The organism is Microbacterium sp. NPDC064978, from assembly GCF_044543605.1.
In the GTDB taxonomy this organism is placed as follows: domain Bacteria; phylum Actinomycetota; class Actinomycetes; order Actinomycetales; family Microbacteriaceae; genus Microbacterium; species Microbacterium meiriae.
The window spans coordinates 294,245-309,209 of record NZ_JBITWF010000003.1 but is presented as its reverse complement, the minus strand read 5'-3'; the positions used below and the strand labels follow the sequence as shown (position 1 = coordinate 309,209).

General features: G+C 70.9%; 10 protein-coding genes. All 10 read right to left on the bottom strand.

What is annotated here, in order from left to right; genetic code table 11:
• Positions 1 to 4: 4 nt before the first annotated feature.
• Positions 5 to 1,477 carry a malate:quinone oxidoreductase gene (locus ACIGJI_RS11535; protein ID WP_187662160.1) on the bottom strand — a complete coding sequence of 491 codons (1,473 nt, stop codon included), beginning with the start codon at positions 1,475 to 1,477 and terminating at the stop codon, positions 5 to 7.
• Positions 1,478 to 1,523: 46 nt separating this feature from the next.
• The gene (locus ACIGJI_RS11530; protein WP_363446836.1) at positions 1,524 to 2,594 is read right to left on the bottom strand and encodes an aspartate-semialdehyde dehydrogenase; all 1,071 of its coding nucleotides are present in this window, start codon (positions 2,592 to 2,594) and stop codon (positions 1,524 to 1,526) included.
• A gap of 346 nt (positions 2,595 to 2,940) precedes the next feature.
• Entirely contained in the window at positions 2,941 to 4,221 is a 1,281-nt protein-coding gene (locus tag ACIGJI_RS11525) for an aspartate kinase (RefSeq protein WP_025104257.1), read from the bottom strand.
• A gap of 81 nt (positions 4,222 to 4,302) precedes the next feature.
• Positions 4,303 to 5,217 (bottom strand): DMT family transporter, encoded by a 915-nt coding sequence (locus ACIGJI_RS11520; protein WP_187662162.1) that lies wholly within the window; start codon positions 5,215 to 5,217, stop codon positions 4,303 to 4,305.
• Positions 5,214 to 5,807: a recombination mediator RecR gene (recR, locus tag ACIGJI_RS11515; protein WP_025104255.1), complete on the bottom strand. Its 594-nt coding sequence runs from the start codon at positions 5,805 to 5,807 to the stop codon at positions 5,214 to 5,216. The genes ACIGJI_RS11520 and recR overlap by 4 nt, the downstream gene beginning before the upstream one ends.
• The gene (locus tag ACIGJI_RS11510) at positions 5,807 to 8,089 is read right to left on the bottom strand and encodes a DNA polymerase III subunit gamma and tau (protein ID WP_363446833.1); all 2,283 of its coding nucleotides are present in this window, start codon (positions 8,087 to 8,089) and stop codon (positions 5,807 to 5,809) included. The genes recR and ACIGJI_RS11510 overlap by 1 nt, the downstream gene beginning before the upstream one ends.
• 126 nt (positions 8,090 to 8,215) lie before the next feature.
• Entirely contained in the window at positions 8,216 to 10,723 is a 2,508-nt protein-coding gene (locus ACIGJI_RS11505) for a glycoside hydrolase family 65 protein (protein WP_187662164.1), read from the bottom strand.
• A complete protein-coding gene (locus ACIGJI_RS11500) occupies positions 10,720 to 11,478 on the bottom strand; it encodes a beta-phosphoglucomutase family hydrolase (RefSeq protein ID WP_187662165.1) in 759 nt (252 codons plus the stop codon). The genes ACIGJI_RS11505 and ACIGJI_RS11500 overlap by 4 nt, the downstream gene beginning before the upstream one ends.
• A gap of 99 nt (positions 11,479 to 11,577) precedes the next feature.
• A complete protein-coding gene (locus ACIGJI_RS11495) occupies positions 11,578 to 12,798 on the bottom strand; it encodes an acetate kinase (RefSeq protein WP_363446831.1) in 1,221 nt (406 codons plus the stop codon).
• Positions 12,795 to 14,924, bottom strand: coding sequence for a phosphate acetyltransferase (gene pta, locus ACIGJI_RS11490; RefSeq protein ID WP_187662167.1), 2,130 nt, complete (start codon positions 14,922 to 14,924; stop codon positions 12,795 to 12,797). Before pta ends, ACIGJI_RS11495 begins: the two co-directional genes overlap by 4 nt.
• Positions 14,925 to 14,965: the final 41 nt, after the last annotated feature.

Sequence of the window (14,965 nt, the reverse complement as noted above, 5' to 3'; positions counted from 1 at the left end):
CGGGTCAGGCGTTGATGCCGAGGACGGCGGCAGTGGCGGTGGTGGACTCCTCCGCGAGCTCCGCGTCACCGTTGAGCTTCCGGCCGAAGGTGGGGATGAGTTCGCGCAGCTGCGACTCCCAGCCCGGGTACTCGCCGGGGAAGCACTTCTTCAGCAGGTCGAGCATGATCGGCACGGCCGTGGAGGCGCCGGGCGACGCACCGAGGAGGCCCGCGATCGAGCCGTCACCGGCCGCGACGACCTCGGTTCCGAACTGGAGCACGCCGCCCTTCTTCGGGTCCTTCTTCATGACCTGGGCGCGCTGACCGGCGTCGATGAGCGTCCAGTCCTCGTCCTTCGCGGTGGGCATGAAGGTGCGGAGGCTGTCGACCTTCTTGCGGTGATTCTTCATCAGCTCGCTGATGAGGTACGTGATGAGGTCGGGGTTCGCGAAAGCCACCCGCAGCATCGGCCAGAGGTTGTGCGGACGGACCTGCGTGACGATGTCGAGCATCGACCCGTTCTTGAGGAACTTGGGGCTGAACGTCGCGAACGGGCCGAACATGAGCGAGGCCTCGCCGTCGACGACACGCGTGTCGAGGTGCGGGACCGACATCGGCGGGGCGCCGACCGAGGCCTGCGAGTAGACCTTGGCCTTGTGCTGCGCGACGATCTTCGGGTTGGTCGTCTTGAGGAACTGTCCACCGATCGGGAAGACGCCGTAGCCCTTGATCTCAGGGATTCCGGAATTCTGCAGGAGCTTGAGCGCCCACCCGCCCGCGCCGACGAACACGAACTTCGCCTTGATCTCATTCGGAGTGCGGCCGATCGTCGTGCGGTACTTGATGAGCCAGGTGCCGTCCTTCTGACGCGTGAGGGACTTGACCTCGTGGTTCGTGCGGACCGAGACGCCCGAGTCGCGGAGGTGGCCGAAGAGCTGATGCGTGAGCGCACCGAAGTCGACGTCCGTGCCGGCGGGCACGCGTGTGGCCGCGAACGGCTCTCCCTTGCGACGCTTCTGCATGAGCAACGGCGCCCACTGGTTGATGACGCGGGAGTCCTCGCTGTACTCGATGCCCGCGAACAGCGGCTGCTCCTTGAGCACCTCGTAACGCTTCTTGAGGTACGCCACGTCCTTCTCGCCGCGCACGAACGTCATGTGCGGCGTCGCGTTGATGAAGGTCGAGGGCTCGTCCAGCACGCCCTTCTCGACGAGGGAGGACCAGAACTGGCGGCTCTGCTGGAACTGCTCGTTGATTGAGATCGCCTTGGCGGGGTCGAGCGGCGCGTCACCCTGCTGCGGCATGTAGTTCAGCTCGCACAGCGCGGCGTGCCCGGTCCCGGCGTTGTTCCAGGGATTCGAGCTCTCCTGCGCCACGTCCGACAGCCGCTCGAAGGCGACGATCTTCCAGTCCGGCTGCAGCTCGTGCAGCAGGGTACCCAGGGTGGCGCTCATGATGCCACCGCCGATCAGGACGACATCGACGTTTTCAGTCACTCGAACAGTCTAGTTCGCGGGCAGGACACCGCAGACCATGCGGCCGTCAGGAGACCGGGGCGAGACGCTCCGCGAGCACCTCGGCGATCTGCACCGCGTTCAGCGCCGCCCCCTTGCGGAGGTTGTCGTTGCTGATGAAGAGCACGAGGCCCTTGCCCTCCGGAGCCGACTGGTCGGCGCGGATGCGGCCCACGAAGCTCGGGTCCTTGCCCGCGGCCTGCAGCGGGGTCGGCACCTCGTCGAGCACGACACCGGGCGCCGCGCTCAGCACTTCCCTGGCGCGGTCGGGCGTTAGATCGCGGGAGAACTCGGCATGGATCGACAGCGAGTGGCCCGTGAACACCGGCACCCGGACGCACGTGCCGGCGACGCGGAGGTCGGGCAGCTCGAGGATCTTCCGGCTCTCGTTGCGGAGCTTCTTCTCCTCGTCAGTCTCGTTGTCCCCGTCGTCCACGAGGTTGCCGGCGAGCGGGATCACGTCGAAGGCGATCGGGGCGACGTACTTCTCGGGCTCGGGGAAGTCGACCGCGGAGCCGTCGTGGACCAGGCGGAGGGTGTCGCCCTGCGCGAGCACGCCCTCGACCTGACCGAGCAGCTCCTGCGCGCCGGCGAGTCCGGAGCCGGACACCGCCTGGTAGGTCGACACGATCAGGCGCTCGAGGCCGGCCTCGGCGTCGAGGACCTTCAGCACCGGCATCGCGGCCATCGTGGTGCAGTTCGGGTTGGCGATGATGCCCTTGGGGCGGTCGTCGATCGCGTGCGGGTTGACCTCGCTGACGACGAGCGGGACCTCGGGGTCCATGCGCCAGGCGCTGGAGTTGTCGACGACCACGGCGCCGGCCTCGGCGAAGCGCGGCGCGTATGCCCGGCTGGCGGTGGCACCGGCGGAGAACAGGGCGACGTCGATGCCCGACGGGTCGGCCGCCTCGACGTCTTCCACGATCACCGTCTGCCCGCCGAACTCGATCGCCGTGCCGGCGGAACGCGCCGACGAGAACAGCCGCAGCTCGCGGATCGGGAACGAACGCTCCGCGAGAATCTCGCGCATCACGGTGCCCACCTGGCCGGTGGCGCCGACGATGGCGACGGAGAGTCCTGATTCGGAGATGCGGGTCATGATGTTCCTTGGCTTCGTGCGGTACAGCGTACGAGGCTTCGGGCGCGGCGTCGGGATGCTGAGGCTGCGCCTGGTGCCGGTGTCAGGGTTTCCGCGAGTCTATCGCGCCACGCTCCCCTCGGCTCTCCTCCGTACGCCGCTCGCGAGAGCAGGCTGACACGCGGGCGCAGGCGAGCGTGGGCGACAGAGCCTGCGTCGGCGCGAAAGCCTGCGGTGGCGCGAGCGCGCGAGAACAGGCAGACCCGCGGAAACAGGCGAGCGCGCGGGCGCAGGCGAGCGTGGGCAGCACGGCCTGAACAGGCGCGAAAGCCTGCGGTGGCGGGAGAAGAGGGAGCTCGTGAGGGGGTCAGCGACCGGTGCCGGCGTGGACCGTGGCCTCCGCGTCGCCGTCGAGGCCGTAGGCGGTGTGCACCGTGCGGGCGGCCTCGGTGAGATCGGTGTCGCGGAGCACGACCGAGATGCGGATCTCCGAGGTGGAGATCATCTCGATGTTGATGCCGCCGGCGGACAGGGCCTCGAACAGGGTCGCCGAGACGCCGGAGTGCGTGCGCATCCCCGCGCCGACCACGGACAGCTTGCCGATCTGGTCGTCGTGGATGAGGTTCTGGAAGCCGACCTCGGTCTGCTCGCCGGCGAGGGCCTTGAGCGCCGCAGCGGCGTCGGCCTTGGGAACCGTGAAGGAGATGTCGGTGCGTCCCGTCGCCGACACGTTCTGGACGATCATGTCGACGTTGGCGCCGGACTTCGCGACGATCTTGAAGATCTCGGCGGCCTTGCCCGGGACGTCCGGCACCCCGGCGACGGTGATCTTGGCCTGGCTGAAGTCGGTGGCGACGCCGGCGACGATCGGTTCTTCCATGACTGCTCCCTCGGCTTCGCGAGGGTTCTTCATGCCCTCGCCCAGAACGTATGTGCCCTCGGCCGACGAGAACGTCGACCGGGCGTGGATGAGGACGCCGTGCCGGCGGGCGTACTCCACGGCACGGATGTAGAGGACCTTGGCACCGTTGGCGGCGAGCTCCAGCATCTCCTCGCTGGAGACGTGGTCGAGCTTCTGCGCCTTCGGGATCACGCGCGGGTCGGCCGTGAAGATGCCGTCGACGTCGCTGTAGATCTCGCAGACATCGGCGGACAGCGCGGCCGCCAGCGCGACGGCCGTCGTGTCGGAGCCACCGCGGCCGAGCGTGGTGATGTCGCGGGTATCGCGGTTGAAGCCCTGGAAGCCCGCGACGATGACGATCGCGCCCTCGTCGAGCGCCTCGCGGAGCCGGACGGGCGTGACGTCGACGATGCGCGCCGCGCCGTGCTGCGAGTCGGTGATCATGCCGGCCTGGCTGCCGGTGAACGACCGCGCCTCGAAGCCCATGGAGTGGATCGCCATCGCCAGCAGCGCCATCGAGATCCGCTCGCCGCTGGACAGGAGCATGTCGAGCTCGCGCGGAGCCGGGATCGGCGCGACCTCGTTCGCGAGGTCCAGCAGCTCATCGGTCGTGTCGCCCATCGCGCTCACGGCGACGACGACGTCGTGACCGGCGCGACGGGTGTCGACGATGCGCTTGGCGACGCGCTTGATGCTCTCTGCGTCGGCGACGGACGAGCCGCCGTACTTCTGCACGATGAGGGCCACGTTCACTCCCTGGGATGTCGGGCGGATCCGCCCACGGTCATTCTACGATCGGCGCGCATGCCGCCCCGCGCATGTGACGGCTCAGGCCGGCGCGGGCGGAACGGGCGTCACCGGACGCAGGCGTCCTCCGGTGGCGGCGAACCAACACCCGATGATGATCAGCGGGAATCCCAGGAGGAGTCCAGGAGTGAGGGGTTCGGCGAGCACGATCGCGCCGAGCACGATCGCCACGACGGGGTTCACGTAGGTGAACAGCGGCGCCCTGACCGGCCCGACCTCGCGGATCAGCGCGAAGAAGGCCAGGAAGGCCAGCGCCGTGCAGATCACGGCGAGGGCGAGCAGGGCACCGATCGACGGGAGCGTCGGCACCTCATGCTGCGTGAGCAGACCGATCGGGAGGTAGAAGAGGCCGATCATGAGCAGCGACAGCGTGATCGTGCCGAGTGAGGGGACGTCGTTCAGCTTGCGCGCCACGATGAACGGCGCGATCGCGTAGAGCACCGCGACGAGCAGCACCTCCCCGGCCGCGAGCAGGCTCACCTCTCCCCCGAAGAGCCCGGGACCCGCCACGACGATGGCGACCCCGATGAAGCCGACCAGAAGACCGATGCCACGGGCGGGACGCAGCACGCCGCGGTCGCCGCCGCCCAGCGCGATGAGGGCGGCGAACAGCGGCACCGTGGCCACGAGGAGTCCGGTCATGCCGGAGGGCAGTGTCATCTCGGCGTGTCCGAGGAGGAGGAACGGTCCGGCCATCTCCACGGCCCCGAACGCCAGCACCCACGGCCAGTGCCGGAGCGCCGCACGGAGGGCGCCGCTGCGCAGGGCGAACGGCAGCAGGAGGAGCGCGGCGATCAGCGTCCGTCCGGCGACGATCGCCGGCGGTGAGATCGAATCCACCGCCACGCTGATGAACAGGTAGGGCACGCCCCACAGCAGGGCCATGGCCCCGAAGAGCAGCCAGCCCCGGCGGGAGAAGCCGGACTGCGGGGTCACAGCACGCGCCGGCCCTCGAAGGCCCGGCCCAGCGTCACCTCGTCCGCGTACTCGAGGTCGCCGCCGACCGGGAGGCCCGAGGCGAGCCGTGAGACCGTGATCTGCATCGTCGTGAGGAGCCGGCTCAGATAGCTCGCCGTCGCCTCCCCCTCCAGGTTGGGGTTCGTAGCGATGATGACCTCCTGCACGGTGCCGTCGGCGAGTCGCGTCATGAGCTGGGCGATCCGGAGGTCGTCCGGCCCGATGCCCGCGATGGGGCTGATCGCGCCGCCGAGCACGTGGTACAGGCCGCGGAACTCCCGCGTGCGCTCGATCGCCGCGACGTCCTTCGCGTCCTCGACCACGCAGATCAGCGCCTGGTTGCGGCGGGGGTCGCGGCAGATCGCGCACCGCTCCTGCTCCGCGACGTTGCCGCAGATCTCGCAGAACCGGACGCGGATGCGGATCTCGGTCAGCAGCTCCGCGAGACGGGCGACGTCGAACGTCGGCGTCTGCAGGATATGGAACGCGATGCGCTGCGCCGACTTCGGCCCGATGCCGGGAAGGCGGCCGAACTCGTCGATCAGCTCTTGGACGATGCCGTCGTACATCAGGAGAACCTCGTGGGGGGCTCGTAGGGCTCTTCGCGAAGGAACGTCGCGCCGAGCACCTGGCGGATCACGGCCTCACCGTAGCGCTGCACGCCGCCGGCGGCGGGGGTGCGCTCGATGACGACCGGCGGAGCAGCCGCGGGGGCCGTGCGCGCGGCAGCCTGCGGGGCCGCCGTCGGTGTCGTCCGCGGGGAGGGAGGGCGGTCGTACGGAGCCGGGGGCTCGTAGGCCGGATCGTACGGCGGCTCCTCGTCGAACGCGGGAGCGTCGTCATCGCCCGGCAGCGGCGGCTCGTCGCGGTCGACCCTGCCGTCGGCCGGCGGGGTCGGAGCGGCGGAGGCGGCCTCGACCTCCTCCGGCTCGTCGTCGACGGCGAGGGGCGCCGCGGGGGCGGCGGCCGGTGTCGCGGCGTCTGCGGTCGGGATGGGCGCGACCGCCCATTCCGTCACGGGAGCCGTGGCGGCGCGCGTCTGCGGGCGGGAGGGCCGTGCTGACGCAGGCTCCGATGCGGGAGCGGCGTCGGCCGGCGCGGTGGATCCGGACGAGGCCGGCTGCCGCGGCGCACCACCGGGTGGCATCGGTGCCGGGAGGTACTTGACACGTACCCCGACCTCCTGCTCGATGGCTGTGCGGAGGTGGTCGGAGGGGCCGGATCCCGGCGTGGTCCCCTTGAACTTCGCGACGTCATGCTGGCTCGTGAACCCGAGGGTCAGCACCTCGGAATCGCCGTCGTAGGCGAGGGGCTGCACGGCGGTCGCGAGCAGCCAGGACGTGCGGCTGATGCCTTCCAGACGCTTCAGCACGGCCGGCCAGGCGTCGCGGACGCGCTCGAACGTGACGGGAGCGGACGGCGCGGAGGACGACTGCGGGGTCGGAGCGGGCTGGGGCTCCGGAGCGTGGCCGGGCTCGGGAGTGCTCTCGGGCTCCGGGGTGCGCTCAGGCTCCGGAGCGGGCGCAGGCTCGGGCGCGTCTGCAGGGGCGGTCGGAGCAGATGGAGCCGACGCCGCGGGCGCCGAGGGCGCCGCCGGAGCGGGCGTCCTCCCCGTGTCGGATGCGACGGTCGGAGACGGCGTCGCGGTCGCCGGCGGGACCACCGGCGGGTGCGTGGTGGCCGGCGGGTGCAGCGCGCCCGACGCGGCGGTGCCGGACGCCGCCGAGCCGCCGGGTGCGGCGGCGAGGACACGAGCGACCATGAGTTCGAGGTGGAGCCGCGGCGATGTGGCTCCGGACATGTCGTCCAGTGCCGCGCTGACCACGTCGGCGGTACGCGAGAGGCGCGCGGCGCCGAACGACTCGGCCTGCCGGCGCATCCGGTCGAGCTCGTCCTCCGCGATGCCGCGGAGGACGGCGGAGGCACCGGAGCCGACGGCGGCGATCACGATGAGATCGCGCAGGCGCTCCAGCAGGTCGTCGACGAAGCGCCGCGGGTCCTGGCCGGTCTGCACGACGCGGTCGATGGCGGGGAAGGCGGTCGCGGCGTCGCCCGCCGCCAGCGCATCGACGATCTCGTCGAGGAGGGCCCCGTGGGTGTACCCGAGCAGCGCCACCGCGCGCGCGTAGCCGACGGTGACGGTCTCCGAGCCGGCCGGGGCGTCCGAGCCCGCGATGAGCTGGTCCAGCAGCGACAGCGTGTCGCGGGGCGAGCCTCCTCCGGCGCGGACGACGAGCGGCAGCACACCCTGCTCGACGATCACGCCCTCTTCCGCACACAGCTTCTCGACGTACTCGAGCATCGCAGCGGGCGGGACCAGTCGGAACGGATAGTGGTGGGTGCGCGAGCGGATCGTGCCCAGCACCTTCTCGGGCTCCGTCGTGGCGAAGATGAACTTGACGTGCGGCGGGGGCTCCTCCACCAGCTTCAGCAGCGCGTTGAAGCCCTGCGGGGTGACCATGTGCGCCTCGTCGAGGATGAAGATCTTGAAGCGGTCGCGGCTCGGGGCGAAGGTGGCCCGTTCCCGCAGGTCGCGGGCGTCATCGACGCCGTTGTGGCTCGCCGCGTCGATCTCGACGACGTCGAGCGATCCCCCGCCCGCCCTGGACAGCTCGACGCAGCTCGGGCACGTCCCGCAGGGGGTGTCGGTCGGCCCTTCCGCGCAGTTCAGGCAACGGGCGAGGATGCGCGCCGAGGTGGTCTTGCCGCAGCCACGCGGACCGGAGAACAGATAGGCGTGACCCACACGGTCGCCGCGCAGCGCGGTCATGAGCGGATCGGTCACCTGCGACTGCCCGATCATCTCGCCGAACGTCTCGGGTCGGTAGCGGCGGTAGAGGGCTGTGGTCACCCCTCCAGCCTACGGCGTGCCACCGACGTTGCTCCCCTCTCGCTCGACCCGGCCTCTTTAACGCGAACCACCCCGTTGGGGACGTCCGCAACGGGGTGGGACGCACGCAACGGGGTGGGTCGGCGGTCAGTCGATCGGCTCGATGACGGGGATGGCGCTCGTGATCACCGGGACCGAGGCGGAGAGCCGGGTGCCGTCGTCGCGGCGGGCGTCGGCGAACTCCTGCAGCGTCGGGCGACCGGGGATCACGGGCCCCTGGTTCGCGAGGGGGACGATGACGTCGTCCTCCAGGGTCGCGATGTAGGCGTTGTCGCGCACGCTGAACGGCACCGGAGGACCGCTGCGCACCTGCACCCGCAGCTCGTGCCGCGTGACGGTCACCTGCATCGCCGTGCCCTGCCACTGCAGCGGGAACGACAGCGAGGGCCAGGACTCCGGGAGCCGCGGGTCGAAGCTGAGGTCGCCGCCGTAGTCGCGCATCCCACCGAAACCGCACACGAGGGCCGTCCACACCCCACCCGCCGAGGCGACGTGCACGCCGTCGGCCGCGTTGTGGTGCAGGTCGTGCAGATCGACGAACAGCGACTGCTCGAAGTACTTCTGCGCGAGGTCCTGGTAGCCCACCTCCGCCGCGAGGATCGACTGCACGACCGCCGACAGGGTCGAATCGCCCGTCGTCAGCGGGTCGTAGTAGTCGAAGTCGGCCTTCTTCTCCTCGGGCGAGAAGTGGTTGCCCTGCAGGAACAGCGCCAACACCACGTCGGCCTGCTTGAGCACCTGGAAGCGGTAGATCACGAGCGGGTGGAAGTGCAGCAGCAGCGGACGCTGGTCGGCCGGGGTGTTCGCGAGGTCCCAGACCTCCCGCTCCAGGAACAGCGAGTCCTGCGGGTGGATGCCGAGGCTCTCGCTGTACGGGATGTACATCGCCTCCGCCGCCCGCTCCCAGGACTCCGCCTCACCGGATCCGAGACCCGTCCGCTCGACGAGGGCCGCGTAGTCCTCCGGGTAGCTGTCGCGGATCTCCCGCACGACCTTGGCCGCGTAACGGAGGTTGTACCGCGCCATGACGTTCGTGTACAGGTTGTCGTTCACGACGGTCGTGTACTCGTCCGGGCCCGTGACGCCGTGGATGTGGAACGTCTGGAGGCCATCGCCGGCACCGGACTGCTCCACGAGCCGCGACCCCCGCCAGAAGCCGAGGGTGGCCCAGAGCCGCGCGGTCTCGATCGCGACGTCGGCACCCTCGCGACGCAAGAACGCCTCGTCCCCGGTCGCCCGCACGTACTTGCCCAGCGCGAAGCTGATGTCGGCGTTGATGTGGTACTGCGCCGTGCCGGCGGCGTAGTACGCCGAGGCCTCCTCGCCGTTGATCGTGCGCCACGGGAACAGTGCGCCGGCCTCGTTGAGCTGGGCGGCCCGGCGACGCGCGGCGGGGAGCATCTTCACCCGGGCCCGCAGCGCGTTGTAGGCCCACCGCGGCGTCGTGTAGGTGAGGAAGGGGAGCACGTAGATCTCGGTGTCCCAGAAGTAGTGGCCGCTGTAGCCGGAGCCGGTCAGCCCCTTGGCGGGGACGCCGGCGCCGTCGGCCCTGGCCGATGCCTGCGCGAGCTGGAACAGGCACCAGCGGGTGGCCTGCTGCAGGTCGTCGCGCCCGCCGATCTGCACGTCGCTGCGCTCCCAGAACGCGTCGAGCCACTCGCGCTGACGCCGGAACACCGTCTCCACGCCCTCGTCCGCGGCCCGGTCGAGGGACCGACGGCAGCGGTCGACGAGCTCCCGCGGGGGCACCCCGCGGGAGGAGTGATAGCTGACGAGCTTGGTGATCGTGATGGGCACGCCGGCCTTCGCCTGCACACGGAAGACGTTCTTGGCGATGTCCGGCTCGATGAGCGTCCGGACGTTGTAGTCGTTCTCCGTCTCGATGATGTGATCGGCGACGACGGCGACGGTCATCCCGGACGCGGCGACCCGATACGACAGGGCGGAGCGCAGGCCGTCCTGCCAGTGCTCGGCCGGCTGCAGCACACGGTCCGCGATGCGCTCGGCCTTGCGCGGGTCGAAGGCGGCGCCCTTGGTCGTCATCGGAGAGCCGGCATACACGCCCGCCCCGTCCTGACGGTTGAGGAGCTGGCAGCTGATCGTGACCGGGGCGTTGGCGTTCTCGACGACGACCTCGAGCCGCAGCACCGCGAGGTGGCGCTCCTCGAAGCTCACGAGACGCTGATCCCGCATGCGCACCCGCTTGCCGGAGGGCGTCTCCCAGACCACGCGCCGTTCGAGCACCCCCGTGCGCATGTCGAGCGTGCGGGCGTACTCGCGCACGTCCGCGTCGTCGAGGGAGATCGGCTCGTCGTCGACGTAGAGCCGCATCACCTTGGCGTCGGGGGCGTTGACGATGGTCTGGCCGACCTCGGCGAAGCCGTAGGCCTGCTCGGCGTGCCGGATGGGCCAGGTCTCGTGCAGACCGTTGATGAAGGTGCCGTGCTCCTGCGCGCCACGCCCCTCGATGTGGTTGCCCCGGAGCCCGAGGTAGCCGTTGCCGACCGAGAACAGCGTCTCGCCGACGCCCTCCTCCGAGTAGCGCGTCTCGATGAGACGCCACGGGTCGACGGGGAAGCGGTCGCGGTCGATCATGCGGTCTCCGGGGTGTCGGTGCGGGTGGCGGGAAGCAGGACGCCGAGGTCGTCGACGACGTGGGTGGCTCCGGCGGCCCGGAGCGCGTCGGCGCCCGCTCCGCGGTCGACGCCGATGACCACGGCATACCCCGCCGCGGCGGCGGAGGCGGCACCGGAGGTGGCGTCCTCGACGGCGATGCTGCGGGCCGGGTCGACGCCGAGGGCCGTGGCACCGGCGGCGAACATGTCGGCAGCGGGCTTGGAGGCGAGGTGCTCGCGCTCGGCGACGACGCCGTCGATCACGACGCGGAAGAAGGAGCGGATGCCGGCGGCCGCCAGCACCTCCTCGGCGTTCTTCGAGCTGGAGACGACGCCGAGCGGGATCCCGGCGGCGTGCAGCGCCTCGACCACGGCGAGGGAGCCGGGGAACGGAGCGATGCCCTGGCTGCGGAGGGACGTCGCGAACGCGGCGTTCTTGCGGTTGCCGATCCCGCAGATGGTCTCGGCCGACGGGTCGTCGTCCACGGAGCCCCACGGCACCTCGACGTTGCGGCTGCGCAGCAGACTCGCGACGCCGTCGTAGCGCTTCTTGCCGTCGACGTAGGCGAAGTAGTCCTCGTCGGTGTACGGCGGAGTGATGTCCCAGCGGGCGAAGACGTCGTCGAAGACCGCCTTCCAGGCGCGCATGTGCACCTCGGCGGTCGGCGTGAGGACGCCGTCGAGGTCGAACAGCACACCGTCGGCGTGGAACAGGTCGGGCAGCGCGTGTGGCACAGAGCCTCCAGGAGAAGGACGAGGGTCGGGTCGGCACCTCTCCGTGCCACTGTGCAAGCGTAATGGCGGTGGCGCGCGCGGGGTAACCCCGGACCGGGATCAGAGCAGCTCGGCGGTCTGCCTGGCGATCTGCAGCTCCTCGTCGGTGGGGACGACGAGGACCGTCACGGCGGACGCATCCGTGGAGATGACACGGATGCCGCGCTCCTTCGCCTCGTTGCGGGCGGCATCGATCTCGATCCCCGCGAAGCCGAGCGTCGCCATCGCCGCTGCCCGCACAGGGGCCGCGTTCTCGCCCACGCCGGCGGTGAAGGACACGACGTCGACCCCGCCGAGCTGGGCGATGTAGGCGCCGGCGTAGGCCCGGAGACGGTGGACGTACACGTCGAAAGCGAGTGTCGCGGCCTCTTCGCCCGCAGCGACCCCGGCGAGGATGTCGCGCATGTCGCTGCGACCGGCGAGGCCGGCCAGCCCGCTGCGGGTGTTCAGGAGCGCGTCGAGGTCGTCGATCGTGTAGCCGGCGCGGCGCGACAGGTGCACGAGGGCGGCCGGATCGAGGTCGCCCGAGCGCGTCCCCATGACGAGCCCCTCGAGCGGGGTGAGTCCCATCGACGTCTCCACTGAGCGGCCGCCGTCGATCGCGGTGACCGAGGCGCCGTTGCCGAGGTGGAACACGAGCTGCCGCAGGGAGCCGAGATCGCGCCCGAGGAAACGCGCGGCGGCCGCGCTGACGTACTGGTGGCTCGTGCCGTGGAAGCCGTATCGACGGACCCGGTGCGCGGCGGCGAGCTGCGCGTCGATCGCGTAGGTGTAGGCCGCCGGCGGGAGCGTCTGATGGAACGCCGTGTCGAACACCGCGACGTGCGGGACGTCGGCGAACACGGCGCGGGCCGCCCGGATGCCGGCGAGGTTCGCGGGGTTGTGCAGCGGTGCCAGCACGGCGAGCTCGTCGATCTGCCGCTCGACGTCGGCGTCGATCAGGGTCGGCGCGTAGAAGCGCGCCCCACCGTGCACGACCCGATGCCCCACCGCGACCGGCGGATGGGCATCGAGCGAAGGACCGTGCGCGGCGAACTGCGCGCGCATGACCTCGAAGGCCGCAGCGTGGTCGGGGATGGGCTGCTCGTCGCGGTAGGTGGCGTCGAGCATCGTGGCCGACGGTCCGTCACCCGGCTCCGGGCGCACGGTGTGGGCGACAGGGCTGGACTCCTGTCCGATGCGCTCGATGAGCCCGCTGGCGAGTTCGTCCTCGTGCGCGGTGTCGATGAGGCTGTACTTCAGCGAGGACGACCCGCTGTTGATGACGAGGATCGCGCTCACGCCCCCTCCCCCGATCGCTCGTCGCCCTGGGCCTGGATCGCCGTGATGGCCACCGTGTTCACGATGTCGTCGACGAGCGCACCGCGGGACAGGTCGTTGATGGGCTTGTTGAGCCCCTGGAGCACTGGACCGATGGCCACGGCGCCGGCGGAGCGCTGCACCGCTTTGTAGGTGTTGTTGCCGGTGTTGAGGTCGGGGAAGACGAACACGGTCGCCCGCCCCGCCACCGCCGAGTCCGGCAGCTTGGCCTTGGCGACCGCCGCGTCGGCGGCGGCGTCGTACTGGATGGGGCCCTCCACCAGGAGTTCGGGAGCGCGCTCGCGCACGAGTGCCGTCGCCGCCCTGACCTTGTCGACGTCGGCTCCCGACCCGGACTCACCAGTGGAGTACGACAGCATCGCCACGCGGGGGTCGATGCCGAACTGCCGGGCGGTGGTGGCGGACGAGATCGCGATGTCGGCGAGCTGTTCGGCCGTGGGATCGGGGATGACCGCGCAGTCGCCGTACACGAGCACGCGGTCGGCGAGGGCCATGAGGAACACGCTGGAGACGACGTTCACACCCGGCTTCGTCTTGATGATCTCGAAGGACGGACGGATCGTGTGCGCCGTGGTGTGCGCGGCACCGGAGACCATGCCGTCGGCGAGTCCGAGGTGCACCATCATCGTCCCGAAGTAGGAGACGTCCGTGACGGTGTCGGCGGCCTGCGCGAGCGTGATCCCCTTGTGGGCGCGCAACCGGGCGTACTCGGCGGCGAAGCGCTCCACGAGGGCCGGGTCGGTGGGGCTCACCACGTGCGCACCGGCGATGTCGAGGCCGAGCTCCGCCGCCCGCGCACGGATCGCGCCGTCGTCGCCGAGGATGGTCAGCTCCGCCACCTCACGGGACAGCAGCGCCGCCGCCGCGCGGAGGATGCGGTCGTCGTCGCCCTCGGGGAGGACGATATGGCGACGGTCGGACCGCGCGCGCTCCATCAGTCCGTACTGGAACATGAGCGGTGTGACGACGTGCGACTCGGCGAGCCCGAGCTGCTCGGTGAGCTCGGCCACGTCGACATGCGCCTGGAAGAGTCCGAGTGCCCGGTCGTAGCGACCGCGCGAGTCGGCGGAGATGCGACCGCGGGCGCCCATCACCCGTACCGCCGTGTCGTAGGTGCCGAGGTCGGTGGTGATGATCGGCACCGAGGAGGCGAAGCCGTCGAGCAGCTGGAGGATCGGTCCGGGCAGGGGGAAGGGACCGTTGAGGATGATCCCGGCGATCCGCGGGAACGTGCCGGAGGAGTCGGCGAGGAGGGCGGCGAGCAGCACCTCGGTGCGGTCGGCGGGGATCACGACGACGGCCTCGTCGGTGAGACGCGGCAGGACGTTCACCATCGACATCCCGGCCACGACGATGGACAGCGCGACCGCGGTCAGGCGATCCTCGTCGCCCTTGAGCAGCGTCCCGTCGACGGCGGAGACGATGCCGCGGATGGACGGTGCGACGAGCGCGCGGTCCTCGGGCAGCGCCCAGACCGGGGTGCCGGCGGGAAGGACGGCGCGCACCGCGTCGACGATGGCATCGAGCCCGTCCGGGTCGGCCCTGTTCACGGCCACCGCGAACAGCTCCGCGCGCTCCTCGGCGAGTTCCGGCAGCGCGAGGGCGGCGATCTGGCCCACGGCGGCAGGCACCCGCGCGGTCGTGGTGCCGAGCTGCTCGGCCTGCCGCTGCTGGTCGCGCCCGCTCAGCACGAGCAGGACGGGGGCGCCGAGGTTCGCCGCGATCCGGGCGTTGAAGCCGAGCTCGGCGGGGCTCGCGACGTCGGTGTAGTCGCTGCCGACGATCACCACCGCGTCGCACTGCGCCTCGACGGCCTTGAAGCGGGCGACGATGGTCGACAGCGCGCCCTCCGGATCGGCGCGCACATCGTCGTACGTGACGCCGATGCAGTCCTCGTAGTCGAGCTGGACGCCGTCATGGGCGAGCAGCAGCTCGAGGATCTCGTCGCGCTCCGCGACCGCCCGGGCGATCGGGCGGAAGACCCCGACGCGCGGTGACACGCGCATCAGCGCGTCGAGCGCCCCCAGGGCGATCGTCGACTTCCCGGTGTGGCCTTCGGCCGAGGTGATGTAGATGCTCCGCGACACGGCTCCAGCTTAGGCGGGCGCCCCGACACCGCACCCCACAG

What these genes read in the sequence shown, in the direction of transcription:
- ACIGJI_RS11530 (WP_363446836.1), bottom strand. Translation starts at nt 2,594, where the DNA reads ATGACCCGCATCTCCGAATCAGGACTCTCCGTCGCCATCGTCGGCGCC.
- recR (WP_025104255.1), bottom strand. Translation starts at nt 5,807, where the DNA reads ATGTACGACGGCATCGTCCAAGAGCTGATCGACGAGTTCGGCCGCCTT.
- ACIGJI_RS11505 (WP_187662164.1), bottom strand. Translation starts at nt 10,723, where the DNA reads ATGATCGACCGCGACCGCTTCCCCGTCGACCCGTGGCGTCTCATCGAG.